The organism is Desulfosalsimonas propionicica (genome assembly GCF_013761005.1).
GTDB classification, from domain to species: Bacteria; Desulfobacterota; Desulfobacteria; order Desulfobacterales; family Desulfosalsimonadaceae; genus Desulfosalsimonas; species Desulfosalsimonas propionicica.
The window spans coordinates 733,932-756,712 of record NZ_JACDUS010000001.1 but is presented as its reverse complement, the minus strand read 5'-3'; the positions used below and the strand labels follow the sequence as shown (position 1 = coordinate 756,712).

Genomic DNA, 22,781 nt, shown 5'->3' with positions numbered 1-22,781 from the left:
GGCCCCTGTTCATTACAGACTTCCGGCAACCCTGACAATGGCCCGGGTCAGGAAATCCAGATCATCATCAGAGATGATGTAAGGCGGCATTGTATAAATCAATTTTCCAAAAGGACGGATCCAGACGCCCTGGTTCACGAACTGTTTCTGGACAGCTGCAAGATCCACCGGTGTTTTCATTTCCACAACACCAATGGCGCCCAGTGCCCGGACATCGGCCACCCCTGAAAAACCGCGGCATGGAGCCAGTCCGGACAAAAGGCGCTGCTCAATGCGATGGACGCTTTCCCGCCAGGGACCGTTGAGCAGGAGCCGAATGCTCGCTTCGGCCACAGCACAAGCCAGGGGATTTGCCATGAATGTGGGGCCGTGCATAAGCACGCCGCCGTTTTTGGAAATACCCCGGCTTACCCGGTCTGTGGCAAGGGTGGCGGCCAGGGTCATGTAGCCGCCCGTAAGCGCCTTGCCCAGACACATGATATCCGGCGAAATCCCCGCATAATTGCAGGCAAAGAGCTCGCCTGTTCGTCCGAATCCGGTGGCGATTTCATCGGCCACGAGCAAAACATCATGGGCCTCGCAGAGCATTTTCACCTGACGCAGATATTCCGGGGAATAAAAGCGCATACCCCCGGCGCCCTGCACGATGGGTTCGAGAACCACCGCAGCCAGCTGCTGGTGATGGGCTTCCATGAGTTGTCTGAAATCCTGGATATACGCATCATCCCAGGATTCGTCAAACCGGCACCCGGGACTTTCGGCAAAATAATGCTGCTGCAGCACGGAAGTAAAATGTTCGTGCATACCCGTCACCGGATCGCACAGGGCCATTGCTCCGAACGTATCCCCGTGGTATCCGCTGCGAACCGTGAGAAACCGGTTTTTTTCAGGACATCCCATGCCGTGCCAGTATTGAACAGCCATCTTGATGGCCACTTCAACGCTTACCGAACCGGAGTCGGCAAAAAAAACCTTCTGCAGCGGTTCAGGAGTGAGGTCCACGAGCATTGATGCGAGCGCTACAGCCGGCTCATGGGTGATGCCGCCGAACATGACATGGCTCATCCGGTCGATCTGGCCGTGGGCGGCATTGTTTAAAACCGGGTGGTTATACCCGTGAATCGCCGCCCACCAGGAAGACATGCCGTCGATAAGCGCCTGACCCTCAGCTGTATAAAGCCGAACCCCGTCAGCAGACACGATAGTGGTTGCCAAAGGCGGGTCAACAATGGATGCGTATGGATGCCAGACATGATCGCAGTCCTGTTGCGCCAGCCGGTGCCGCCTATCCATGGGCACCTCCCTTGAAAAACAGGTCCCCGCTGGTGACCCGCTGACGGATGCCGCCGGCGCATTCCATGACAAGCGCACCGCTGCCGTCGATATCCACGGCCTTACCTTCAATGGATTGCCTGCTGCCGACAACCGTGACGTGTTTTCCCAGGGTATGGCTTTTTTCTTTCCACTGTTTCCGCAACGGCTCAAACCCCTGTGTTTGAAACATATCCAGCGCCTCTTCGAGTTCATAAAGGATATCGCCAAGCAGTTGCGCCCGGTGCACAATGCGGGTTGATTCAATGGCCAGCGAGGTGCTCGTCCGGCGAATTTCCGGGGGCAATTGCACAGATGCGGCAGCCACATTCACACCAATGCCAATGACCACCCAATCCAGGCGATCCATTTCCGCGCTCATTTCAACGAGAATCCCCGCTGCTTTCCGTTTTTGGATCAGCACGTCATTGGGCCATTTCAAGCCGGGGGCAACCGCGGTGTATGGCTGTATTGCCCGGGCCAGGGCCACGGCTGCCACCAAAGGCAATCCGGCGGCACCGGCAAGTGTAATGCCGGGGCGCAGTATAACCGAAAAATAGAGTCCTCCGGGCGGCGATGCCCATGACCGGCCCATGCGCCCGCGGCCGGCACTCTGGGTTTCCGCAACAACAATCGTACCTTCAGAGCCCCCCTGAATGGCCAGTTTTTTGGCGTGATCCTGGGTTGATTGCATCTCCCTGCAGGAGATGATCTTTCGGCCCTGGATACGGGTTTGGAGATTCTCTTCAATTTCTGCGGCAAGAAGGCTGTCCGGCACGCTGTCGAGTGTATAGCCAAGCCTGGGCGATGAGGAAATCCGGTAGCCTTCCCTGCGAAGTTGATTGACATATTTCCAGACAGCAGTGCGGGAAATACCCAGTTCCGAGGCCAGGGATTGGCCTGAAACGACCCGCTTCTGTTTCAGTGATTTGAGAACCGTATCTTTCATGGCGAAATGGGTATCCCGGATGCGATTTAATGTCAACCAATTTTATAAAAATAGTTGACATTAAATCGTCCTGCCCGGCTCTCCCTGTTTACCAAAAAGGTGGCCAGCTTGGTCAATTTTGCATCTTCTCCGCCAAATCCCGGTTTACATGCATCATATGCATGTATATATTTGTTTTGACGTTAACCCAAATTGAATGTTTCAGACTTTTAAAAGCAATCCCTTGAATTGAATCTGTTAAACCAACGCAAAAGAAAGGAGTTTTTGTCACCCATGACAGAAGTGGCTGCGTCAGACAATGCCCAACCCGCTAAAACCAAAAAGCAAGCGGTCAAAATCCGCGAAATGACGATTGATGATCTGGCAGATGTGTTCCACCTGGGAGAGCATCTGTTTGTGGCCAGAAAGGCGCCCAACACCTACCGTGCCTGGGATGAATACGAGGTGGCGGATTTGTTTTACAGTGACACGGAATTCTGCCTGGTGGCCGAGCATGAAAACGAGATCATCGGATTTGCCCTGGGCACCACGGTGAGCAAAAACCGATCCGCCTGGAAATACGGCTATCTTCTATGGCTGGGTGTGCTGCCGGAATATCAGCGTTCGGGAATTGCCGAGCGCCTGTTTTACAGATTCAAGTCCATTATGCTCCACGACGGAGTGCGCATCCTGGTTGTGGACACCGAGGCCGACAACATGCCCGCCATTCATTTCTTCGAGCACCAGGGTTTCGGCAATCCCCAGCAGCACGTGTATCTGACCATGAATCTCGACCAGGAACGCCAGCGCATGAAAAAGCGCGAAAACGGCCACTAAAACAAAACGAATATGAAATGATCAGCAAAGACCGGCTCAAAAAACTCTTCCAGCGGCTGGTGGACATCTACAGCCCGTCGGGCAAGGAAAACGATATTCTGGACTATCTTCGGGGGTATCTGAAGCGAAACAGCATTGCCGCAACAGTCCAGACCGTGGATGAAAGCCGCTACAACCTGGTGGTGCTGCCGGAAAACGGCCAGGCCGAACTGGCCTTAATCGGCCACGTGGATACGGTCACGGCCTACGATATCGAGGACTACGGCTGGCACGAAAAACAGGATACCATTTCCGGGCTGGGCACTGCGGACATGAAATCCGGGTGTGCGGCCATGGTGGAGGCATTCCTGGCCCTGCGTCGGGACTACGGCCCCCGACTGCCCGCAGCCCTGTGCCTTGTGGTGGGAGAAGAGGAAAACGGAGACGGTGCCGCCCGGCTCATCGAGGACTATCATTTTCCCTGGGCGGTCATCGGCGAGCCCACCAACCTCGTGGCCTGCCTGGGATGCTACGGGTACCTGGAAACCCAGATGGTGAGCACGGGCAAACGCCTGCACGCATCTCTGGCCAACAACCGGGAAAACACCATCGAGGTGCTGCTTCAGATGATGATGCGCATATCCCAGTACATGCGTGATCAGCGGCCCGAGCTGGTCTACAATTTCCGGGATCTTTACAGCAGCCGCTCCGGTCTCACGGTGCCGGACCGCTGCGAGGCATGGCTGGACGTGCACCTGCCCCCGGATGCGGCCATCGGCGAAATCGTCACGGAGCTCGAAGAGGTGTGCATGCCGGCCGAAACCGGCCATTCCGGCATTGAAACCCGCTTTCACATTGAAACCATAGACGCCGGCTACCGCCTGCCGGAAAAGGGACCGGTGGTCGAGGCGGTCCGGGATGTTTACACCCGGATGCAGATGACCTGGCAAAGCGGCGATTTTCGCAGCCATTCAGATGCCAACCAGCTCTGGGCCGCGGGCATCAAACCCATGGTCCTGGGCCCGGGCCGGCTGGAAAACGCGCATGTACACGACGAATGCGTATCCTTCCCGCAGGTGGCACAGGCCGCGGAAATTTATCTGGGCCTGATGCAGCAGTTGTTCTGCGGGCAATGAGCCAATAGATGAGGATCTTTTATGAAATCGCTGATAAAACCCATTGACCGGCGCACCTTTTTAAAACAAATGCGCGGGCTGGCCTGCTTTGCCGGCGCCTCCATGCTGGTTCCCGCAAGCCTGTGGGCCCAAAACAAAATGCCGGATCTGGCTGTTGTCAACGGCGAGATCGAGCCTGCGGTGAAAAAGGCCGTGGATATGCTCGGCGGCATGTCGCGTTTTGTGAAAACCGGCAGCCGGGTGGTGATCAAGCCCAACATGAGTTTTGCAAGCGGCCCGGAACGGGCGGCCAACACCCATCCCCTGGTGGTCAAGGCCCTTGCGCAGCTCTGCCGCCAGGCCGGGGCCGGCCGGGTGCTGGTGTTGGACAACCCCCTGGCACCGGCCGAGCAGTGCATTGAAAACTCCGGTATTGGCGCGGCCTGCAGCGCCATTGAAAAAGACATGGCCCAGACGGTCTCAGACCCGTCCCGGTTTCGGGAAGTGGAGATTTCCGGGGCCAAAAGCCTGAAACAAACCGATGTCATGCGCGAAGTGCTAAACGCGGATGTCCTTATTGCCGCCCCCCAGGCCAAGTCCCATTCCGGTGCCGGGGTCAGCCTTTCCATGAAAGGCATGATGGGCCTGATTTCAAACCGGCGGGTCATGCACCGGCTGGATCTTCACGAATCCATCGTGGACCTGGCCTCACTTCTGACCCCGGATCTGGTGGTGGTCGATGCCAGCCGCGTGCTGTCCTCGGGCGGGCCCGGCGGGCCGGGCACGGTGCTGACCCCAAAGACGATTATTGCATCCGCGGACATGGTGGCGGCAGACGCCTATACGGTATCATCTTTTGAATGGTACGGCAGCCGCTATTCCGCAGACCAGATCAAACACATCCGCATGGCCCACCAGCGTGGCCTGGGGCGCATGGATATTGACAAGCTGAAAATCGGCAGGGCCACGGTATAAAATGATGTTTCGCCGCATGACCCGGGCCATGTGCCTGGCGATTTTTCTGGTGCTGCTGGCCGGTGCCGGGAAAATCGCCGCATCGGATCTTTTCCTGCGAATGGATCCGGCATTGACTGGCCTGGCCGGCCTGGCCATGCGGAGCCTGACCTGGATATGGCTGCCCGCGGTCATTGTGATGGCCTCGGCCCTGTTGGCAGGCCGGATCTTTTGCGGCTATATCTGCCCCATGGGCACCACCATTGATGTGGCAGACAAGTGCCTGGCCCCGGCCCCGAAAAAACAAAAAGCTTCATATGCCCCTTCTGCCCGGCTGAAGTATTACATCCTGACATTTGCCGCCGGCGCCGCGCTTTGCGGGGTCACATTCGTTTACTGGGCCGCGCCCCTGTCTTTAATCACCCGGTTTTACGGCCTGGTGGTCTATCCGGTGGTCCTGATGATCGGAGATCAGGCCGTAACCGCGTTTTACCCAATAGCCAGCCGCATGGATCTGCGCACCCTGATGTTTCTGGAAATCGATCCGCCCCGGTTTGCCACGGGATTTTTCGTGCTCCTGTTTTTTGCCGCAGTCTTTGCCGCAGCCAGAATCTCGCCCCGGTTCTGGTGCCGGTATTTGTGTCCTTCCGGGGCCCTGCTGGCCATTTTGTCCAGAAAACCCCTGATCCGCCGGCGGGTTTCCCCTGATTGCAATCAATGCGGTATTTGCGTGCGCAACTGCCCCATGGCCGCCATTGACCCGGACGCACCCGAACAGGCCCGCCATGAAGAATGCATTGTCTGCCGGCAATGCGAATCCATCTGCCCCAAAAATGCCGTTGCATTTTCCGCAGATGCTGCCACGGCCCGGCGCCTGCACCCATCGGTTTCCCCGGCGCGCCGGCAGGTGATTTTCTCCGGGATAGCCGGTGCGGCAACCGCCTCCGTGGCCTTAACCGGCTTAAACGTGGTGGCCCGGGACCTGTCAGAGAAGGGAACGGTGCGGGAAGCCCGCATTATTCGCCCGCCCGGGGCGCTTCCGGAACCCGATTTCCTGGAAGCCTGCGTGCGCTGCGGCCAGTGCATGGCCGCATGCCCCACCAACACTTTGCAGCCGGTTTGGTTTGAGGCCGGTCTTCTGGGGCTGTTTTCCCCGGCGGTCACACCCAGAAGAAAATACTGCGATCCCGAATGCACGGCCTGCGGAAATACATGTCCCACCGGCGCCATTCAAAAAATCGCATCTGCCGAGCGCACCTGGGCCAAAATCGGCACAGCCGTGATTTACCGGCAGCAGTGCCTGGCATGGGAATACAAAAAAAGCTGCATGGTCTGCGACGAGGTCTGTCCCTATGACGCACTTGAATTTGAAAAGCGACCGGACCTGCCCTATCCGGTGCCCCATGTGAAAGAAGACCGATGTGCCGGCTGCGGCCATTGCGAGCATGCCTGCCCGGTCTATAACCAAGCGGCCATTGTGGTCACCCCCATGGACGCGATTCGGCTGCGGCCCGGCCAATCTTTTGAATACGCAGCCAAGAGCCGGGGATTTAAACTGAAGAAGGAGCCCCAAGACCAAAAGCCGGCTTCAGCCGCTCCCGCCTATCCCGGCGCAGACATTCCGGATGGCCGGGCCCCGCAACCCCCGGGCATGGCACCGGGATTTGACGAAGGCGGATAAAAATAGTAAAAAATATTATTTTAATTTTGCCCCAAAGCCCCACGCCAAACAAAAGACATTGGAAATTATGGAAGAACAAGACCAGCAGGAACAACATCCGGAAAAAAGCGCCGTTGAAAAAGCAGGCGAGGATCTTTTCAATTTTGCCGTGGACCGCGAAGACATCCGGGAACTCATGGCCCAGCTGCCCGAAAACGCGGATGTCAATGCCACAACCGTGGAGTATGAACTGCCCCTGCTCAAAATCATCACAGTGGGATGGGCTGCGCCCTATCTCATGGAAAACAGCCGGCACAAGCCCGAACTCATGGAAGTTTACTGGAATGCGGTGCGCGCCTTTTCTCAAAACCTGTCCGGCACGGCCGGATTGATGACTGGTCAGGACATCGATTATTTCGGGGTGGTCAAGCAGCGGTTTCACACCTATCTTGCCGCCATGGAGGCCAATTCCGGGGCCGGGGATCCGGCCGCGGTCATCGGCCCGGAGTTTGCCGAAGCCTGCGGCAACAGAGACGACGTGTTCACCGTCCTGATCGGCTCGCGCATGTTTGTGGGCACGGTCAACTGCGTCCGGGAATATCTCAAAGCCTTTTCCATCATTTAACCAGTGATGGCGCCGTAAAAGTCCAATATCTGCGTTACACGCAATTTCTCAGAATTTCACGTACGGATAACTACTCTGCATTCTTCGAAATTGCGTAAGCCTTGATCTTGAACTTTTTACGGCACCATCTGAAATCAGTCTTTTTACGGTGCCATCAACTAGTGCCCGAACGAAAGCCAGGCAAACTGATACCCCTCCAGCCGCAGACCCTTTCCGTTGGAAATGGTTGTCTCCGTGATCCGGTCCGTAAACCGGGTGGCGCTGGTCACGGCATTTAACTGCTCCTGTGCGATTGACTGGGGCGTTTCGGAAAAATTGTTGACGATCAGCAATTTCTGGTTTTCAAATTCACGGACAAACCCGAACACATGGATATTGCCCGTGTCAATGACCTCCATGTTGCCGTTTTGCAAGGCCGGCAATTGCTTGCGAAGACGGATTAGCCCGGTCATTTCATTGAAAAACCGCCATTCCAGCACCTCGGCATCGGTGACATCATTTCTGGCCTCCCAGCGCTGCCGGGCCCGGTGAACCCAGCGGCTGTCGCCTGCCTTGGCCGGATCAGACAGGTATGTGTAATCGTTTAACATCCCCCATTCATCGCCCAGATAGATCAGGGGAATGCCGCCTGCGCTGAGCATGATGGAGCGAAGCAGATTGATTCGCCCCACAGCAGCCTCGATGAGCCCGGCATCCTCCTTCTCCAGAGCCGCTTCCAGGCCGGCCAGGGAGGCCAGGGTGCCGGATATACGACGATCTCCCGTGTCCGGATTGTACTGAAAGGGCAGTCCCCTGGCAAAGGAGCCGGGAAACTCGCCGGTGTAAAACCGGTTTAGGAATTGGCGGTGATCATGGGGATTGATCCCCAGTTCCATGGCGTCCTGATCGTCAAATGTCCAGCCGATATCATCATGGCAGCGCAGATAATTGACCCAGGCGCATTCCGGGTGAATCCGGGCGCGCTTCCACATGGCGGAGTTTAACAGCCGCACCTCCCGGGTGGCCAGGGCCTCCCACAAAAGGGCCATGAGCAGGGGGTTGTAGGAAAGCTGGCACTTGTCCGGGTGAATATAACGAATGACCTCGTCGGGATGCACAATGGCCTCGGACTTAAACAACAGGGAGGGTGCGGCAATTTTGGCCACTGCATTAAAGGCCTCCACCAGCATGTGGGCTTCGGGCAGATTTTCGCAATCAGTGCCCAGCCGCTTCCAGGTAAAGGCCACGGCATCCAGGCGCAGCACCTGGACTCCCTGATTGGCCAGAAACAGCATTTCCTCGGCCATGGCCCGAAACACCGACGGGTTGGCGTAATTGAGATCCCACTGGAAACTGTTAAACGTGGTCCACACCCACTTTCCCGACTCCGGGTCAAAGGTGAAACATCCCCGGCGGGAATCCGGAAAAATATCGCGCAGATGCTGCTGATACTGATCCGGAAGGGTGCGGTCGTCAAACATGAGATAATATTCCTGAAAATCCACGTCCCCGCCCCTGGCCCGTCTGGCCCAGATATGCTCGTCAGAGGTGTGGTTTAACACAAAATCAAGCACCAGGCTGATGCCGTTGTCGTGCAGAATCCGGGCCAGGGCGGACAACTCCTCCATGGTGCCAATGTCTGCGTTGATGGCCCGGTAATCGCTGACCGCATAACCGCCGTCGCTGTTTCCGTGGGGCACGGCAAACAGCGGCATCAGATGCAGGTAGGTCAGGCCCATGGTCTTGAAATAGGCAATATGATCATGCAGACCCGCCAGGTTCCGGCTGAACAGATCCACGTAGAGAACCCCGCCGACCATCTCCTGGGACTGGAACCACCGGGGATCGGCCTGCCGCTGCCAGTCCAGTTCCTTTAAATATTCCGGCCGGTCTGCCCAGCGCCGGGAGGCCATGACCAGAATCTGCTCCAGGTGATAAAAAAAGTCATACTGCCACCCGTAAAGCTGCAGAAGCACGCGGAACAAACGTTCCCAGTGTTGTCTGAGCCTTTGTTCAAAACCTTCCCACATTTGATCATACCTGGCATCCATGGGCCCCATGGCCGCGCGCACCCGGGGCAAAAGGCGCATGAGGGTCTTTTCGGCATGACGGGAGATCCAGTCGTTGTTATCACTCATGATCTGTTCATTGAAATCCGTTTTGGTTTGCCCTGCCGGGCTGAAAACAATTTTCGTATAATGGTCAGCCTGCCGGAAGTTGTCAAGAACCAACCGTCAATATTTGTGACACCGGGTCCGGGCATGTGCAATGTTGGTGGTTACCATAAAAAAATCCACACCATAAAACAACCCGTCTTTTGAAAATGATCTTTTATTTTCATACAGTTAAACAAATTTATTTTTTTTCATACCCGGTCTGTATAAATATATATCAAACAGTATCAAGATTATGATTGACAGAATTATACTGGAGCCTTAATTTAGTTTTGGGGTTTTATTTAAAAATGAGACTTTAACAAAAATTTTGACTGCCGGGCCGGAAGCCGCTGCTTCGGGCTTTTCGCACAAAGACACCATCCAAGACAACCGGAGGAATAATGAGAACCAAACAGGAGTACATCGACGGCCTTAAAAAAATGCGGCGCAACCTGTATTTCAACGGCGGCAAAATCGACCGCGACGATGAAGTTCAGATGAATGCCTTAAACGTCATGGGCGTGACGTTTGATGAAGCCGCCAGCCCCGAGGGAAAGGATCTGTGCACGGCCACCTCCCATCTCACCGGAGAGACCATCAACCGGTTCTGCCATGTGCACCAGTCCCCTGCGGATCTGCATAAAAAGCAGGACATGACCCGGTATCTGTGCAAAAAGGTCGGCGGCTGCATCCAGCGCTGCATGGGCGTGGATGCCATCAACGCCATTAACGCGGTTTCCTTTGAGGCCGACAAGCTCAACAACGGCAACAGCGAGTACCATCAAAACTTTTTGAAATGGCTGGAAAATTTCCAGAAAAACGACCTGGTGGGCTGCTGCGCCCAGACCGACATGAAAGGCGAGCGCCTAAAGCGCCCGGCCGATCAGGCCGATCCGGACATGTACCTTCATGTCAAAGAGAAAACCAAAGACGGCATTGTTGTCAAGGGCTGCAAACTGCACATCTCCGAGGCCTCCATTGCCGACGAGATCCTGGTGGTGCCCACCCGGGCCCTGGGGCCCAATGAAAAGGACTACGCCGTGGCCTTTGCCGTCCCGGCCGACCACGAGGGCCTCATCCAGGTGGTCCACCCCCACAGCTCCCGGCCGCGGGAGGCTTACCAAAGAGGTTTTGACGGGGGATACACCGACTCCTACCTGTTGTTTGAAGACACCTTCATTCCCTGGGATCGGGTGTTTCTCTGCGGGGAAAACGATCACGGCGGCATCTGCGCCCTGCTGTTTGCCCTGTTTCACCGCCACAGCTACTCGGGCTGCAAGCCGGCCCTGGGCGATGTTTTGCTGGGCCTGGCCGCCACGGCCGCGGAATACAACGGCATTGAAAAAACCTCCCATGTGCGGGAAATGTTTGCCGAGATCATCAAGGTCACCGAGCTGGGCTATGCAGCCGGCTACACCGCCTCTGATTTTGGCAAACCCGAGGTCTACATCCCGGGCATGGGCCGGGCCCCTTACGGGCCGGGCAGCTGCATTCCCGATTCCATCTATGCCAACGTTGGCCGCTGCCTGACCGGGGAAGCCGTGTTTCACGAACAGGAAATGCTGTGCAACATCGCAGGGGGTTTTCCATCCACGTTTCCGTATGAAAGCGATATCACCAACCCGGAACTAAAGCCGATTCTGGAAAAATACCTCAAGCGCAACCCCAATATACCCGTGGACGACCAGATCAAGTTCTGGCTGTATTTCATCGAAAACACCTGCACGGGTGCAGCCGGCACCACCAACTACGGCAACTACCACGGCGGCGGATCCCCCATCATGGAGCAGATCGCCATCACCTCCCAGTATGACGTCAAGGCCCGCAAGCGCCTTGTAAAGGAACTGGCGGGAATCAAGGAAAAATAAGAGCCTCTGTTGCAGGCAAGTCCGGAGCCGGGGTTTGTTTTTGAACTCACCCCGGCCGCTTGCCTTTTTTCCTGCAAAAAGCTTTTGGGAAATGCCGCAAAAAGCGCCTGTCACAACTGATGGATCAGGGCCTGGCCCGGATACGGCACCGGGAAATACGCAATGGACTGGCTGTCCAGGCTCCCGATAAATGCGGTTTTTCGATCTTTTCCGCCAAAACAGATATTGGTGGGCCGCCGGAGCACTTCCATCCGGCGGTCTTCGGCAACCATGCAAAGCCGCCTGTCCGGATCAATATACCCGACCGCGCCCCGGGCGGGAAAGGTGACCCAGAGATTGCCGGCTTCATCCAGGGCGCATCCGTCCGGAAACCCCAGATCACAAAGCGGCTCCGGGCCGTAAGTCTGCCTGTCGCCCAGACTGCCGTCTTTTCCGATGGCAAACCGGGAAATGGCCTGCCGGGTGGTCTCGGCCACGTACAGATACTTTCCCTCCGAATCCACTGCCACCCCGTTTGCAAAATACAGGCCTTCTGCGGCAATCCTGGCCCGGTTGTTCTCGTAGACCATCACACACCCGTCCGGGGCGGGCTGCCGGAGGGATTGCTCCAGATCACCGGCCGTGGAGTTTGATACCCAGAGCCGGCCCTGCAGATCCAGAAAGGGAAAATTGGGCGCAGGCATGGCCCGCCCGTCGGCTTTGTCAAACAGGACCGTGTGGGTGCCGTCGGCAGCCAGGCACTGGACCTGCCCGTTTCCGATATTGGCAATGATGCAGTTGCCCTGTTTGTCCAGGCAGATACCGTTTGGCACGCCGCCCACATTCCCGTAAAATTGCGTTTGCCCGTCAGGGGAAATTTTTGCGCAGCAGCCCCGGGCATCTGCGGCCACCAGCCCGCCGCCGGGTTCGGCCATAACCCCCTCGGGACGGGCCAGCCCCGAGCCCAGGGTTTTGATTTCCGATATATCCATTTTTTCCATCTTATCCCTGATGCTCCCTGCGCAGCAGATCATTGACGGTTTTGACGGGATTGAACGTGATCAGCGGCACTTCCACAAACACCGTATTCCACCCGGCCATTGCCCCGTTCCACAGGCCCGGATGCTCCAGGGCCTTTAGCTCCCTGCCGTCTTTGGATTTAACGGAAATAAACACCGCCTGATCATCCACATACCGGTGCAGGTCAAAGGGCCGGTTATTGGCATCCCTGAGGCTGGCAACAATATCCACGGGATTGAAATGGGTCAGGGCCTTTGCGATTTCCTGCTGCCGGGGGGAGTCCGGATCAATCTGGGCGCTTTCCACGATCTGGATGGAAGCCCCGCCCTCTTTGTCTTTCACCCAGAACGGGCCGCCGCCGGGCTCGCCCGTGCTGGGCACCATGCCGCACACACGCAGGGGACGGTGCAGCCGATCTGTTAAAAACGCCTTTTTGCGATCTGATGAAGCATTTCTAAAATAATCCGGCAGCCGAACCCCGAGCTGGTCTTCCACGAATTCGGCGGCCTCGTCAAGATCCGGGTTCCGGGGGCTGTCTCCTGCCAACTGCTCCTGAAACCGCCGAATCTGCTTTTCCAGCTTTACCAGATATCCGGCCAGGGCTTTTTTCCAGCGAAAGGTTTCGTTTTTCAGCCGGTCAGGCACGACATTGTCAATGTTTTTGATAAAAACCAGGTCCGCATCCAGGGCATTGAGATTGTCGATTAAAGCCCCGTGGCCGCCCGGTCTGAACACAAGCCGTCCGTCTGAATCCCGGAAGGGGCGGTTTCCCATGTCCACGGCAATGGTATCAGTGGCCGGCGACTGCTGGGAGAAACCCACATCATAGGCGGCATTGTATGCCTGTTCATAGTCGCGGCGCCTGGCCCGCAGCAGGGCTTCAAATCCCGACCGGTGCTCCGGGGACACGGTTAAATGAAGCCGGCATCTGCTGTCCTGATCCTTTGCATACGCGGCCGCCTCCACCAGATGCTCCTCAAATGCGGTGCGGGCGCCGTCTGGGTATTTGTGAAACAGAATCAAGCCCTTGGGGGTTGAGGCATAATCCAGGCCCTTGTCCGTGAGCAGGTATTCAAAAATTTGGGTAAAATCCCCCTGCTTGCGCAGTTCTGCCGCATCCAGGCCGTCTTTTCCCATTTTTTGGGCCAGGTCTTCATAAAAGGCAAACTGCTGAACCTGATCCATGAAGCTGCAGGCTTCGGCATAGACGCCCCCCTCTTTTTGGCCTTTTGCACAGATCTCTGCATATTCCACGGGCGAATGGCTGTGGGAAATTTGGAGCAGGGCCTTAAACATTCGCGTGGCCGCACCGGAAGCCGGCACGAATTTCACCGCCTCCCGGCGGGAAACCGCCTTTTCAAAGGCCCGGATATATTCGTCAAGATCCTCGTCTCCCAGCCGCTTGATGCCGTCGCCCACCGTGCACGGCCGGTCCAGCTCGGCATAAGGTGCGCCTTTTTCAAAAACGGCAACCTGTTCTTCCACAACTTGCTCAGAGAGTCCATGCTCCCGGATCTGTTCCAGGTCCTTGCTGCTCCATTGCGTGCGCTTCATCAGCCACCCCCTGTGGTGTTTTTTGTCAATACCCGTACTTGATGCGCCTGTAAAAAGTCTTTTTTACAGGCAGTGTTAAGTTTTAAGTGATTAAGTGTTAAGTAAAATCAAAAAGTTGTCTCCTTAGTGGTTGATGATGATATCCGTTTTAGGACTTCCAAGGAAGTCCAAGGGCGGGGTCGGTTTTTGAAGCGACATTGAGCGTTTACGGAAAAATTCAGCAAATGCCGGAGCTAAAAAATTTCAAACTGTTTGAGGCCGACAGGCCGGGTTTTTGAAATTTTAAGCGAAGGCATTGGCTGAATCCGTAAACGGTCAGGAGCGAAAAAACTGACCCCGGCCGCAGGGCTTCCTTCCTGCAACAACAGCGGACGCGGTAAAAAGCTTTTTACGGCACCATTATACTTGGGAAAAATATACATCAAACCCTCTGAAGCGTCAAACCACAGCAAGACTCAATGCATGTTTTGGCCCATGACCGGCCGGGGAAACCCCGAAAAACGCTTCATGGCTGTGAACTTCTCAATAATGCCCGTTGTCAGGACATTATAAAAGCCTTGGGGCAACGACGGCTTGCAATTGCGGCAAACAGAAATTATGCTTGGAATGTAAAAAAATATCCACACAACTCATTTGAAAACAGGAGAACGCGCCTTGGCAGACACGGTCAAACACCCGGAAACCTATTTTTCTCAACTTGTCCCGGAGCGGGATGCGGTTTTGCAAAAACTCGAGGCCGAAGCCAAAAAGGAAGGCATCCCCATTGTGGGACCGGTGGTGGGACAGCTGCTGTTTGTCCTGGCCCGTGCCACCGACGCTGTCAATATCCTGGAACTGGGAACGGCCACCGGATATTCGGCCATCTACCTGGGCCGGGCATGCCAGCCGGCCAACGGCCGGGTCCTGAGCCTCGAAAACAATGCAGACATGGCCCAGAGAGCCCGGACCCACCTGGATCAGGCCGGGCTTTCCGAAGTGGTGACCGTCATGGAGGCAGACGGCCTTCAGGTTCTGCCGGAACTTGACGGCCTGTTTGATTTTGTATTCATGGATATTGAAAAAAAGGACTACCACGCGGCGCTTGCCAAACTGACACCCCTGGTGCGTCCCGGCGGCCTGCTGATTGCCGACAATACGGCATTTGTGGATGCAAAAAAATTCAACCAGGCCATTTACACCGATTCCGGCTGGCAAAGCGTTCAGATCCTTTCCTACCTGCCCATGCACTCAGCCCTACATGACGGGCTGTGCTTTGCCGTCCGGGCATAACAACCTTGATGTATTGATTGAAAGCGGGCCGGATCAGATAGCGCCCCGGTCTATTTCCTTGAGCCGGGCCAGAATCTTCCTGGGAGAATCGGATTGCGCCAGGCGCAGCATTTCGTTGATTCGTTTTTCCTCGATCTTGTTTTTGTTCATGACCTTTTTTTTGTAGGCATTTTTCAACACTTCCAACAGGTCATCGATGTGGCAGGGCTTTTGAAGGTATTCATAAGCCCCGCTTCGAGTGCACTCCTTGGCCGAATCAATACTGCCGTGCCCGGTAAGGATTACAATTTCCAGCCACTTATGCTCATCCTTGAGCGCCTTGAGGGTCTCTTCTCCGTTGATGCCCGGCATTTTCAAATCCACCAGGGCCACATCCACGGGAACGGCGCGGGCTACCTCCAGGGCCTTTTCACCCCGGTTGGCGGCAATGACATTGAAATCCCGAACCTCAAGCTGCTTTGTCATTGACTTGAGGAACTGTTCTTCGTCATCCACGAACAACAAATTGATTTTCCGTTCCATTCATCTAACTCCTTGATTGATGGGTCCTCTGGGTCGGCCCCATCTGTCTGCCGGTCTGCCGGTGGAAGACACAGGGCCGCTTTGTTTTTTTAATCTCTGAACAATCCTCAATTAACCCATACCCTTCAGTAAACCTCCCCGGACTTGCGGATCATGGCCCGCTGCTCGGCTTTCCGAATACGTTCTTCCTGCTCGTCTTTTCGCTTTCGGGCCCTTTCCAGCTTGGTCTTGAAATCCTCAAAATCCGCCGGCTTGAGCAGATAATCATAGGCCCCCAGCCGCATTCCCTCCACAGCGGTTTCAATGGTGCCATGCCCGGTCAGCAGGATGACTTCCACAATGGGAAATTTCTTCTTGATCTGCTGCAGGGTCTCGATGCCATCCATGCCAGGCATCTTGATATCGAGCACCACCACATCAATATCCGGTCTTTCGGTCAGCATATCCAGGCACTCCTTGCCGCTGTAGGCCTCGAAGACTTTCTGGCCGGCTTCCTGAAGCCGAAGGGAAAACATTTCCACAAAATCTTTTTCGTCGTCAACGATCAGAACTTTGGCCGGTATCTGAATCATCGTTTTTCATCTCCTTGATTTTTTGCAGGATATCGCGGCACACATCCTCATCTTCCGTGCATTCGGATCCTCCCGGTTGGCATTTGGGCAGTATCACCCGAAATGTGGTGCCTCGGCCCACTTTGCTTTCCAGGGAAATGTCGCCGCCGAGTTTGTTGACAATTCCGCGTGTTACATACAACCCCAGGCCTGTGCCCTTGTCCGGCGATTTCGTAGAGAAAAAGGGTTCAAAGATCTTGCTCATGTTCTCCCTGGGAATGCCGTCACCCGTGTCCGCAATAAAGAATTCCACCTGCTCGCCCTTGTCGTGCAGACCGATGGTGATGGTGCCCTTCCTTGAAATGGCATGCACCGCATTGGTCAACAGGTTGATAAACACCTGGCGAATCTGATAGGGATCGCTGTAAATGATGCCATCGGCTCCCGCCATTTCGCGCACGAAAGTGATCTCCTTGTCTTTGGCCTCCCGGCCCACCAACTCAAGGCTTTCTTCGATCAGATCCTTCAGCCGGGTTTCGGAAAACCGCTGGTCCTGCTGACGAACGAATCCCAGGAGCAGATGGGTAATGCGCCGTATCCTTTCAATGCCCTTTTCAATCTTGTCCAGCCCCCGCTCCAGATCTGATTTGCGGGGCACAGCCGCCATTTCCTCCTTGCCGAGCACCAGCCGCATGAACCCGGCGGATTCGCGCATCATGGCCAGGGGATTGTTGATCTCGTGGGCTACGCCCGTGGACAGGGTCCCCAGGGCGGCCAGCCGTTCGGTGGCGATCATCTGCTGCTCCATTTTGGCCCGGAATTCCTGCTCCCGCTTCTTCTCCTTGATTCTGCGCCGCCGGTCATGGGCCTGCCGGATCTTTTCCAGCAGATGATCAAACTCGATGGGCTTGGTGAGATAGTCAAACGCCCCTTTCTTGATTCCTTCCACCCCGTCCCGGGCGGATGCATGGCCCGTGAGCAGGATGACCTCGGTTTCCGGGAAACGCTCCCTGATCACCCCCAGGGTTTCAATGCCGTCCATGCCGGGCATTTTGACATCCAGCACCACCACCCGATCGGAACCGGATTCCAGCAACCCGATGCACTCTTCGCCGGTGCCGGCCTGAGCCACTTCAATACCCCGTCTGTTGAGCCGCTTGGCTGCCGTGCTCCGGAAATCAACCTCGTCATCCACCAGCAGAGCACGAATGCCTTCCTTGTCCTGTTTTTGGCCGGAATCTGTCATGATGCCTTGTCCCAATATATTATACAAGCCCCAGAATATGCCACCAGACCGCGGCCACCAAAACCAGAACGCTCAGCAGAATCGGCATGACAACCAGACCCAGCCTGGTCAGGTCAGATGATTTGAAATACCGGTAACTGTAGGCAATGGCATTGGGCGGGCACCCGATCACCAGCAGGTAAGCAAACGAACAAGCCATTCCCAGGCACAGGGCCAGTACCCTGGGATCCACGCCCTCCATCTGAGCCATGGGAATGACGATGGGCAGAATCAGGGCCGCGGCTGCCACATTGGCCATGGCATTGGTGACAATGGCCCCGAACACGCCCACCCCGATAAACATCACCAGCCAGCCCTTGCCCTGAATCAGCGGGAAAAACAGGTTGGCGAAGAACTCGCCGGCCCCGGAATAGCCCATGGCCAACCCCAGGGAAATACCACCGCCGAAAATAAACAGGGCCGTGCCCCATTCCAGGTTGTCATTGATGTCCTCCCACGTAAGACAGCGTGTCACCGCCAGCAGGGCCACGGCCAGCATACCGGTAATGGAGTAGTGTATTCCGTGAATCCCCTTGGTCAACCAGGTCAGAAACGCCAGGCCCACAATGATCAGGGTAACAATTTCATGTCGGGTCCAGGGCCCCATCTCCTCATCGAATTTGGGCAGCGCAATGGTGGGATCCGGCCGGTAGACCAGATACACCACAAAAACCGCAATGGGCACGGTTAGCATCGCCGCGGGCATGGCATAAAGAATCCAGTCGAAAAAGGTCAGCTCAATGCCGGTAAATTCCTTTAAAAAGGCAGCGGCCACCATATTGCGTCCGCCGCCCACCAGGGAACCCATTCCGCCGGCTGAACAGGCAAAGGGCAGAGACAGCATCATAAAGCGGGCGGTCCGGGTGTTGGGATCAATGCCGGCTGCCCGCATCAGCGGCAGCATGGTGACAATGCCCACGGCGCAGGCAGCAGCATCATGCATGAAGGATGACGCCAGCCCCAGTCCGATGGCAATAATAAAGGTAAACCGGGTCACGCTGGTGCCGGCCTTTTTGATGATAAACATGCCCAGCCGCCTGGTGATCCCGGCCTTGTCCAGGGCAATGGCAAAAATCAGGCAGCACATGATAAACAGGACCACCGGATGCATGTAGGGCGCCCAAGCGCCTTCGACGCCGGAAACGCCCATGATCACAAGAAACACGCCGATCAATATGGCCGTAATTTCCAGGGGGATGGGCTCCACGATGAATAAAAAGATCAGTCCCGCAAGCATGGCCAGAAATCGTTTTCCCTTTGGCGCAAGCCCGTCCACATAGTCCATGGAAACTCCCTCCAGATCCATTTTCTTCAACTGCTCATTGAGATGGACCCCCGGGTTTTCAATGGGCTGCTCCGGCCGGACTTTCAGAATATAGGCGCCCTGCTTCAGCTTTTTGGCGGCTGCGAGGGAAAAATGGCTGTCAACCGCTGCCAGAACCTGCTGACCGGGATCTCCGTTTATCCGGAACTGGGTCCCTTCCGGTCGGGGCAGCAACAACACGATGACACCGAGCAGTATGGCCATGCCCAGTTTGAATATATTGGATTTGAAAAACATATTCGGCTCCTTGTCCGCAATGGCCGGTTCATCCATTATCGATTCCGCCTGCCTTTTTCGGTGCAGCCGGGGCTGTAATTGTCATTCTGAATGCACGCAAATCTTATTTTTGATCTTTCTTATTTTTCTTGTGCACACAGGCATCCCGGATTTTGTCCAGCAACTCATCGAGTTCGCAGGGTTTGGTCAGATAATCAAAAGCTCCGTGCTCCAGTCCGGCCCGGGCCGCTGCCTGGGATCCGTGGCCGGTGAGCATGATCACCTCCATACCCTTATCCAGTTGCTTTAAAATCTGAAGAACTTCCAGACCATCCATGTCTTCCATCTTCAGATCCAGCACCACCACGTCAAAATCCCTGGAACGCACGGCCTGGAGGGCATCGGCACCGCAGTAGGCTTTTGCCACATCCATGCCCCGTTTTCCAAGACGGTTGGCCAGGACATTGACGTAACCCTCCTCGTCATCCACAAGCAAAAGATGGATACAGTCTTTCGGGATGTTTGCTGAATCAGACATGGCAGCGTATCCTGACTGTTAGATACCCCGGGTGGATACAACTTTTTCCATCCGGGCTTTTTCAATTTTTTCTTCCTGGGCGCGGCGCTTTTCCACCGCCTCCTGGACCTTCTGGCTTAACTGTTCAATATTGCAGGGTTTCATCAGATAATCAAAAGCACCGATTTTCATCCCGTCAATGGCCGACTCGATGGTGGCATGCCCGGTAAGCATGATCACTTCGATCAGGGGATAACTCTTTTTCATTTCCCTGAGGACTTCAATGCCGTCCATACCCGGCATTTTCACATCCAGGATCATCACCTCCAGATTCCGGTTCTTGCCCACCAGTTCAAGGGCTCCCTTGCCTTCGGTGGCTGTGAGGACTTTGAAACCGCGCTTCTGCAGACGCTTGGACATGGTTTCGATAAAATCGGACTCATCATCGACCAGCATCACAAATGGATTTGCCATGTGTTTCTCTCCTTGTTCATTTTTTTTCAGATGAATCTTTTCCGGCTGCCTGGATTGGAATCCATATCCGGAACCGGGTGCCCTGGTTGACAGTACTGGTGACATCAATCTTGCCGCCCATCTTCTCGATAATTCCGTAGCAAATAGACAATCCGAGTCCCGTGCCCTTGCCCACGGCCTTGGTGGTGAAAAACGGATCAAAAATCCGGTTCAGGTTGGCTTCCGGAATTCCCGGACCGTCGTCTTCTACTGTGATGACAATATGATTTTCTTCCAGCTTGCTGATCTTGGTGCTGATATTGATGGTGCCGCCGGTTTTGTCCATGGCGTCGATGGCATTGTTGATCAGGTTGAGCATTACCTGCTGCATCTCTGAAGGCGCCAGACAAACATAGGGCAGACCCGGCTGCAGCTCGGTGGCAATGATGACTTTGTTGTACCTGGCCATCTGGGCCGAAAGATCAACAATCTCCGTGATCAGATCATTGATCTGCACATCCTTTACTGTTGCATCGGTTTTGCGGGCAAAGCTGAGCAGTTTATGGGTGATTTCCTTGCAGCGCCGGCCCTGGGTGGCAATCTGCCGCAATGCCCGCCGGAATTCTTCCAGGTTTTCGCTTTGGGCAAACTCTTCTTCCTGCAGCAAGTCTTCAATCCAGCCGGCCTCCTCCACCATGATGGCCACAGGATTGTTGATTTCATGGGCAATTCCGGCTGCCAGTTCTCCCACCGATGCCAGCTTTCCGGTCTCAATCATCTGTTGATTGAGCCTGGCCTTTTCTTTATCGGCGCTCATAATTCTTCTAACCATTCGTTTCGTCAGTAAAAATGCCATGAGTCCAATACCGGCGGCGCCTACCAGAAATATGATGCCGGCAAATTGAAACATCCGGTAAATATCAGAGAAGGCATCAAACTTTTCCTGTTTGAAAATCATCAGCCAATCGCCGTTCTTTAAGCCGGCAATGGCATATATATGGGTCGTTCCGGACTCGTCCGGCAGTTCAATAACTTCGACCAGCCGGTCGCTGGCATCCATGCGCCGGATAAAATAATCATAGGTCTTTTCCCACAAAGCTTTTTCAAAAACCGGCCTTGTCTGAAACCGGCCCTCGCTGTTGAGGATAAATGCATACCCGGTCCGGCCCACGCGCAGATTTTCCACCAGCGTGTTAAAATACTGGAAGTCAATGGTGGTCCGCAGAATATAGGTCTTATCCTGCCGCTGCCAGCGCACTGTAATAATGAAGTGCGGAGTTCCGCGAAAGCCCATGAACACGTCGCTGATATAAAAATCTTTGGCAATGGCCGCCTTAAACCAGCTGGCCTCAAAATAACCCACATCCTGAAGCTCGTATGGCCCGGCATAGGCCAGCTGTTTTCCGGTTTCATCCACCACACCCAAATCCACAAACACATCCCCGTATTGCTCCTGCAGATACCGGAGCTTGGCCTGAAGGATGGAACGGTCCGTCAGCCGTTCAAGGCTGCTGCTCTGGACCAGAAACTGAATATTGGCCAGTTTTTCATCCAAAAACGTGTCAATATTCTGCTTGTGCTTCTGCACCAGCTCCTGGAGATGGGCATAGGTTTTTTCGAAATAGGAAAGATGAAATTGATACAAAAGAAAGACAATCACCACGATCATGGGTGCAAAAGACACCGTGACCATGGTGGCGATCATGTTCCGGGTCAGGTTCCTGTAATAGGCCTTTGCGTTCTGGCTGTTTTCTTTCGGTGATTCTTTGTTTGTCAAAATACGTTCCCCTGCAATGTTATGGGAGCAGTCAGCAGATATTCACCCGGCAAACAAAACCGTAAAAACGCTTTTGCCATCCCGGTACATTCAACAGATTCTGTTTTTGCTGCAATCCCGTACAGGTCCGCATATTGGGCCGCAGAACAGACAGACTGCAGCAGCACAAAGCCGGGTCCTGAAATCACAGAAAAGCAAAAGACATGCCGGAAGATGTGATTTTTGGGAAAAAACGGTCTGTCTATTGATTTTTTCCCCCAAAACCCATGAAACAAAGATTTTGCAGAAGAATCCAATACTGAAGAAAAAAGGAAGGGTGCAGGTTTCCTTTACAAGGTGTAAAAAACCATCGCTTATGAACATAAAAGCAACTATTGGGCGCGCCAAACACCAACGATCATCAAACCGCACGGCCTTTCCGGCCATTTTTGCAGCAGGTCTCCGGAGAGGCATGACAACACTGATAAACGATTTGAAATCAAAGGAGATGGCCTGTCCGCAATATTTTTGGAATTGTTCCTACTTCTTCCGGGCTCGCAGGGATATGGGCGGGGCACTGACTTCGATTACGGAATTGCGGGTACCAAAGGAATTATCACAGCTCTGCCTGTTTGCCGGGTCCAGGCACCATTTTCCATCAATCATAAACTTGTATTCATATCGGCCGGGCGGCAGCATCACGATTTTTTCCCAGAATCCTCCGGGTTTTTTCTTCATAAGATGTTTTCTGTTGTTCCAGTTGTTAAAACTTCCGCCCAGGCTTACCTCTGCAGCATCCGGAGCCGCCAGACGAAACGTCACTCTCCTTCGGCCTTTATTGGTCTTATCCATAACCCGACTCCTGCTTGATGTTATTTTTTACCGGCATTGAAAAAGCCCCGGCATTTCCGGGTCAACCGAAT

Annotated in this window: 21 protein-coding genes; 7 read left to right on the top strand and 14 right to left on the bottom strand. The window is 54.9% G+C overall.

Annotated elements, in window-relative coordinates:
- Nucleotides 1-12 precede the first annotated feature (12 nt).
- Nucleotides 13-1,293 carry an adenosylmethionine--8-amino-7-oxononanoate transaminase gene (bioA, locus tag HNR65_RS03260; RefSeq protein WP_181549990.1) on the bottom strand — a complete coding sequence of 427 codons (1,281 nt, stop codon included), beginning with the start codon at nt 1,291-1,293 and terminating at the stop codon, nt 13-15.
- A complete protein-coding gene (locus HNR65_RS03255) occupies nt 1,286-2,260 on the bottom strand; it encodes a biotin--[acetyl-CoA-carboxylase] ligase (RefSeq protein ID WP_181549989.1) in 975 nt (324 codons plus the stop codon). Before HNR65_RS03255 ends, bioA begins: the two co-directional genes overlap by 8 nt.
- Nucleotides 2,261-2,533: 273 nt before the next feature.
- On the opposite strand from HNR65_RS03255, the gene HNR65_RS03250 reads away from it, so the two are divergent.
- The 5 genes from HNR65_RS03250 (at nt 2,534) to HNR65_RS03230 (ending at nt 7,409) form a co-directional block, all read left to right on the top strand.
- A complete protein-coding gene (locus HNR65_RS03250) occupies nt 2,534-3,076 on the top strand; it encodes a GNAT family N-acetyltransferase (protein ID WP_181549988.1) in 543 nt (180 codons plus the stop codon).
- Nucleotides 3,077-3,093: 17 nt separating this feature from the next.
- On the top strand, nt 3,094-4,191 hold the full coding sequence (locus HNR65_RS03245; protein WP_181549987.1) for a M20 family metallopeptidase: 1,098 nt from the start codon (nt 3,094-3,096) through the stop codon (nt 4,189-4,191).
- 21 nt (nt 4,192-4,212) lie between these two features.
- Complete coding sequence (locus HNR65_RS03240) at nt 4,213-5,145, top strand: DUF362 domain-containing protein (RefSeq protein ID WP_220128262.1); 933 nt, start codon at nt 4,213-4,215, stop codon at nt 5,143-5,145.
- Between the two features lies 1 nt (nt 5,146).
- Nucleotides 5,147-6,805, top strand: a complete 1,659-nt coding sequence (locus HNR65_RS03235; RefSeq protein ID WP_181549986.1) for a 4Fe-4S binding protein — start codon at nt 5,147-5,149, stop codon at nt 6,803-6,805.
- 67 nt (nt 6,806-6,872) lie between these two features.
- Nucleotides 6,873-7,409 carry a hypothetical protein gene (locus tag HNR65_RS03230; RefSeq protein ID WP_181549985.1) on the top strand — a complete coding sequence of 179 codons (537 nt, stop codon included), beginning with the start codon at nt 6,873-6,875 and terminating at the stop codon, nt 7,407-7,409.
- Nucleotides 7,410-7,567: 158 nt separating this feature from the next.
- Here HNR65_RS03230 and HNR65_RS03225 read toward each other — a convergent pair whose 3' ends face one another.
- Nucleotides 7,568-9,526: an alpha-amylase family glycosyl hydrolase gene (locus HNR65_RS03225; RefSeq protein ID WP_181549984.1), complete on the bottom strand. Its 1,959-nt coding sequence runs from the start codon at nt 9,524-9,526 to the stop codon at nt 7,568-7,570.
- A 419-nt stretch (nt 9,527-9,945) separates the two neighbouring features.
- Here HNR65_RS03225 and HNR65_RS03220 point away from each other — a divergent pair, with 419 nt between their 5' ends.
- Nucleotides 9,946-11,412 carry a 4-hydroxyphenylacetate 3-hydroxylase family protein gene (locus HNR65_RS03220; protein ID WP_181549983.1) on the top strand — a complete coding sequence of 489 codons (1,467 nt, stop codon included), beginning with the start codon at nt 9,946-9,948 and terminating at the stop codon, nt 11,410-11,412.
- A gap of 110 nt (nt 11,413-11,522) precedes the next feature.
- Here HNR65_RS03220 and HNR65_RS03215 read toward each other — a convergent pair whose 3' ends face one another.
- The 3 genes from HNR65_RS03215 to HNR65_RS03205 all read right to left on the bottom strand — a co-directional run bounded on the left by HNR65_RS03215 (nt 11,523) and on the right by HNR65_RS03205 (nt 14,387).
- Nucleotides 11,523-12,383, bottom strand: a complete 861-nt coding sequence (locus tag HNR65_RS03215) for an SMP-30/gluconolactonase/LRE family protein (RefSeq protein ID WP_181549982.1) — start codon at nt 12,381-12,383, stop codon at nt 11,523-11,525.
- A 10-nt stretch (nt 12,384-12,393) separates the two neighbouring features.
- Nucleotides 12,394-13,965 carry a DUF4301 family protein gene (locus tag HNR65_RS03210; RefSeq protein ID WP_181549981.1) on the bottom strand — a complete coding sequence of 524 codons (1,572 nt, stop codon included), beginning with the start codon at nt 13,963-13,965 and terminating at the stop codon, nt 12,394-12,396.
- A gap of 233 nt (nt 13,966-14,198) precedes the next feature.
- Nucleotides 14,199-14,387 carry a hypothetical protein gene (locus tag HNR65_RS03205; protein WP_181549980.1) on the bottom strand — a complete coding sequence of 63 codons (189 nt, stop codon included), beginning with the start codon at nt 14,385-14,387 and terminating at the stop codon, nt 14,199-14,201.
- 232 nt (nt 14,388-14,619) lie between these two features.
- Here HNR65_RS03205 and HNR65_RS03200 point away from each other — a divergent pair, with 232 nt between their 5' ends.
- Nucleotides 14,620-15,234 (top strand): O-methyltransferase, encoded by a 615-nt coding sequence (locus HNR65_RS03200; RefSeq protein ID WP_181549979.1) that lies wholly within the window; start codon nt 14,620-14,622, stop codon nt 15,232-15,234.
- A gap of 33 nt (nt 15,235-15,267) precedes the next feature.
- Here the strand turns inward: HNR65_RS03200 and HNR65_RS03195 are convergent, their stop codons facing one another.
- The 8 genes from HNR65_RS03195 to HNR65_RS03160 form a co-directional block, all read right to left on the bottom strand.
- Nucleotides 15,268-15,756 carry a response regulator gene (locus HNR65_RS03195; RefSeq protein ID WP_181549978.1) on the bottom strand — a complete coding sequence of 163 codons (489 nt, stop codon included), beginning with the start codon at nt 15,754-15,756 and terminating at the stop codon, nt 15,268-15,270.
- 125 nt (nt 15,757-15,881) lie between these two features.
- A complete protein-coding gene (locus tag HNR65_RS03190) occupies nt 15,882-16,328 on the bottom strand; it encodes a response regulator (protein WP_181549977.1) in 447 nt (148 codons plus the stop codon).
- Nucleotides 16,294-17,553, bottom strand: a complete 1,260-nt coding sequence (locus HNR65_RS03185; RefSeq protein WP_232364623.1) for a sensor histidine kinase — start codon at nt 17,551-17,553, stop codon at nt 16,294-16,296. The genes HNR65_RS03190 and HNR65_RS03185 overlap by 35 nt, the downstream gene beginning before the upstream one ends.
- A 19-nt stretch (nt 17,554-17,572) precedes the next feature.
- Nucleotides 17,573-19,153: an SLC13 family permease gene (locus tag HNR65_RS03180; protein ID WP_181550075.1), complete on the bottom strand. Its 1,581-nt coding sequence runs from the start codon at nt 19,151-19,153 to the stop codon at nt 17,573-17,575.
- Between the two features lie 103 nt (nt 19,154-19,256).
- Entirely contained in the window at nt 19,257-19,670 is a 414-nt protein-coding gene (locus HNR65_RS03175; protein ID WP_181549976.1) for a response regulator, read from the bottom strand.
- An 18-nt stretch (nt 19,671-19,688) separates the two neighbouring features.
- Nucleotides 19,689-20,123, bottom strand: coding sequence for a response regulator (locus HNR65_RS03170; RefSeq protein WP_181549975.1), 435 nt, complete (start codon nt 20,121-20,123; stop codon nt 19,689-19,691).
- Nucleotides 20,124-20,139: 16 nt separating this feature from the next.
- Nucleotides 20,140-21,879, bottom strand: coding sequence for a sensor histidine kinase (locus HNR65_RS03165; RefSeq protein WP_232364622.1), 1,740 nt, complete (start codon nt 21,877-21,879; stop codon nt 20,140-20,142).
- Nucleotides 21,880-22,398: 519 nt separating this feature from the next.
- The gene (locus tag HNR65_RS03160; RefSeq protein ID WP_181549974.1) at nt 22,399-22,710 is read right to left on the bottom strand and encodes a glycogen-binding domain-containing protein; all 312 of its coding nucleotides are present in this window, start codon (nt 22,708-22,710) and stop codon (nt 22,399-22,401) included.
- Nucleotides 22,711-22,781: the final 71 nt, after the last annotated feature.

Excerpts from the sequence above, each read along its gene's own strand:
- HNR65_RS03190 (WP_181549977.1), bottom strand. The coding sequence starts at position 16,328 with ATGATTCAGATACCGGCCAAAGTTCTGATCGTTGACGACGAAAAAGAT.
- HNR65_RS03255 (WP_181549989.1), bottom strand. The coding sequence starts at position 2,260 with ATGAAAGATACGGTTCTCAAATCACTGAAACAGAAGCGGGTCGTTTCA.
- HNR65_RS03225 (WP_181549984.1), bottom strand. The coding sequence starts at position 9,526 with ATGAGTGATAACAACGACTGGATCTCCCGTCATGCCGAAAAGACCCTC.
- HNR65_RS03235 (WP_181549986.1), top strand. The coding sequence starts at position 5,147 with ATGATGTTTCGCCGCATGACCCGGGCCATGTGCCTGGCGATTTTTCTG.
- HNR65_RS03215 (WP_181549982.1), bottom strand. The coding sequence starts at position 12,383 with ATGGATATATCGGAAATCAAAACCCTGGGCTCGGGGCTGGCCCGTCCC.
- HNR65_RS03205 (WP_181549980.1), bottom strand. The coding sequence starts at position 14,387 with ATGTATATTTTTCCCAAGTATAATGGTGCCGTAAAAAGCTTTTTACCG.
- HNR65_RS03160 (WP_181549974.1), bottom strand. The coding sequence starts at position 22,710 with ATGGATAAGACCAATAAAGGCCGAAGGAGAGTGACGTTTCGTCTGGCG.
- HNR65_RS03175 (WP_181549976.1), bottom strand. The coding sequence starts at position 19,670 with ATGTCTGATTCAGCAAACATCCCGAAAGACTGTATCCATCTTTTGCTT.
- HNR65_RS03220 (WP_181549983.1), top strand. The coding sequence starts at position 9,946 with ATGAGAACCAAACAGGAGTACATCGACGGCCTTAAAAAAATGCGGCGC.
- bioA (WP_181549990.1), bottom strand. The coding sequence starts at position 1,293 with ATGGATAGGCGGCACCGGCTGGCGCAACAGGACTGCGATCATGTCTGG.
- HNR65_RS03170 (WP_181549975.1), bottom strand. The coding sequence starts at position 20,123 with ATGGCAAATCCATTTGTGATGCTGGTCGATGATGAGTCCGATTTTATC.
- HNR65_RS03240 (WP_220128262.1), top strand. The coding sequence starts at position 4,213 with ATGAAATCGCTGATAAAACCCATTGACCGGCGCACCTTTTTAAAACAA.
- HNR65_RS03185 (WP_232364623.1), bottom strand. The coding sequence starts at position 17,553 with ATGACAGATTCCGGCCAAAAACAGGACAAGGAAGGCATTCGTGCTCTG.
- HNR65_RS03250 (WP_181549988.1), top strand. The coding sequence starts at position 2,534 with ATGACAGAAGTGGCTGCGTCAGACAATGCCCAACCCGCTAAAACCAAA.
- HNR65_RS03230 (WP_181549985.1), top strand. The coding sequence starts at position 6,873 with ATGGAAGAACAAGACCAGCAGGAACAACATCCGGAAAAAAGCGCCGTT.
- HNR65_RS03245 (WP_181549987.1), top strand. The coding sequence starts at position 3,094 with ATGATCAGCAAAGACCGGCTCAAAAAACTCTTCCAGCGGCTGGTGGAC.
- HNR65_RS03180 (WP_181550075.1), bottom strand. The coding sequence starts at position 19,153 with ATGTTTTTCAAATCCAATATATTCAAACTGGGCATGGCCATACTGCTC.
- HNR65_RS03210 (WP_181549981.1), bottom strand. The coding sequence starts at position 13,965 with ATGAAGCGCACGCAATGGAGCAGCAAGGACCTGGAACAGATCCGGGAG.
- HNR65_RS03195 (WP_181549978.1), bottom strand. The coding sequence starts at position 15,756 with ATGGAACGGAAAATCAATTTGTTGTTCGTGGATGACGAAGAACAGTTC.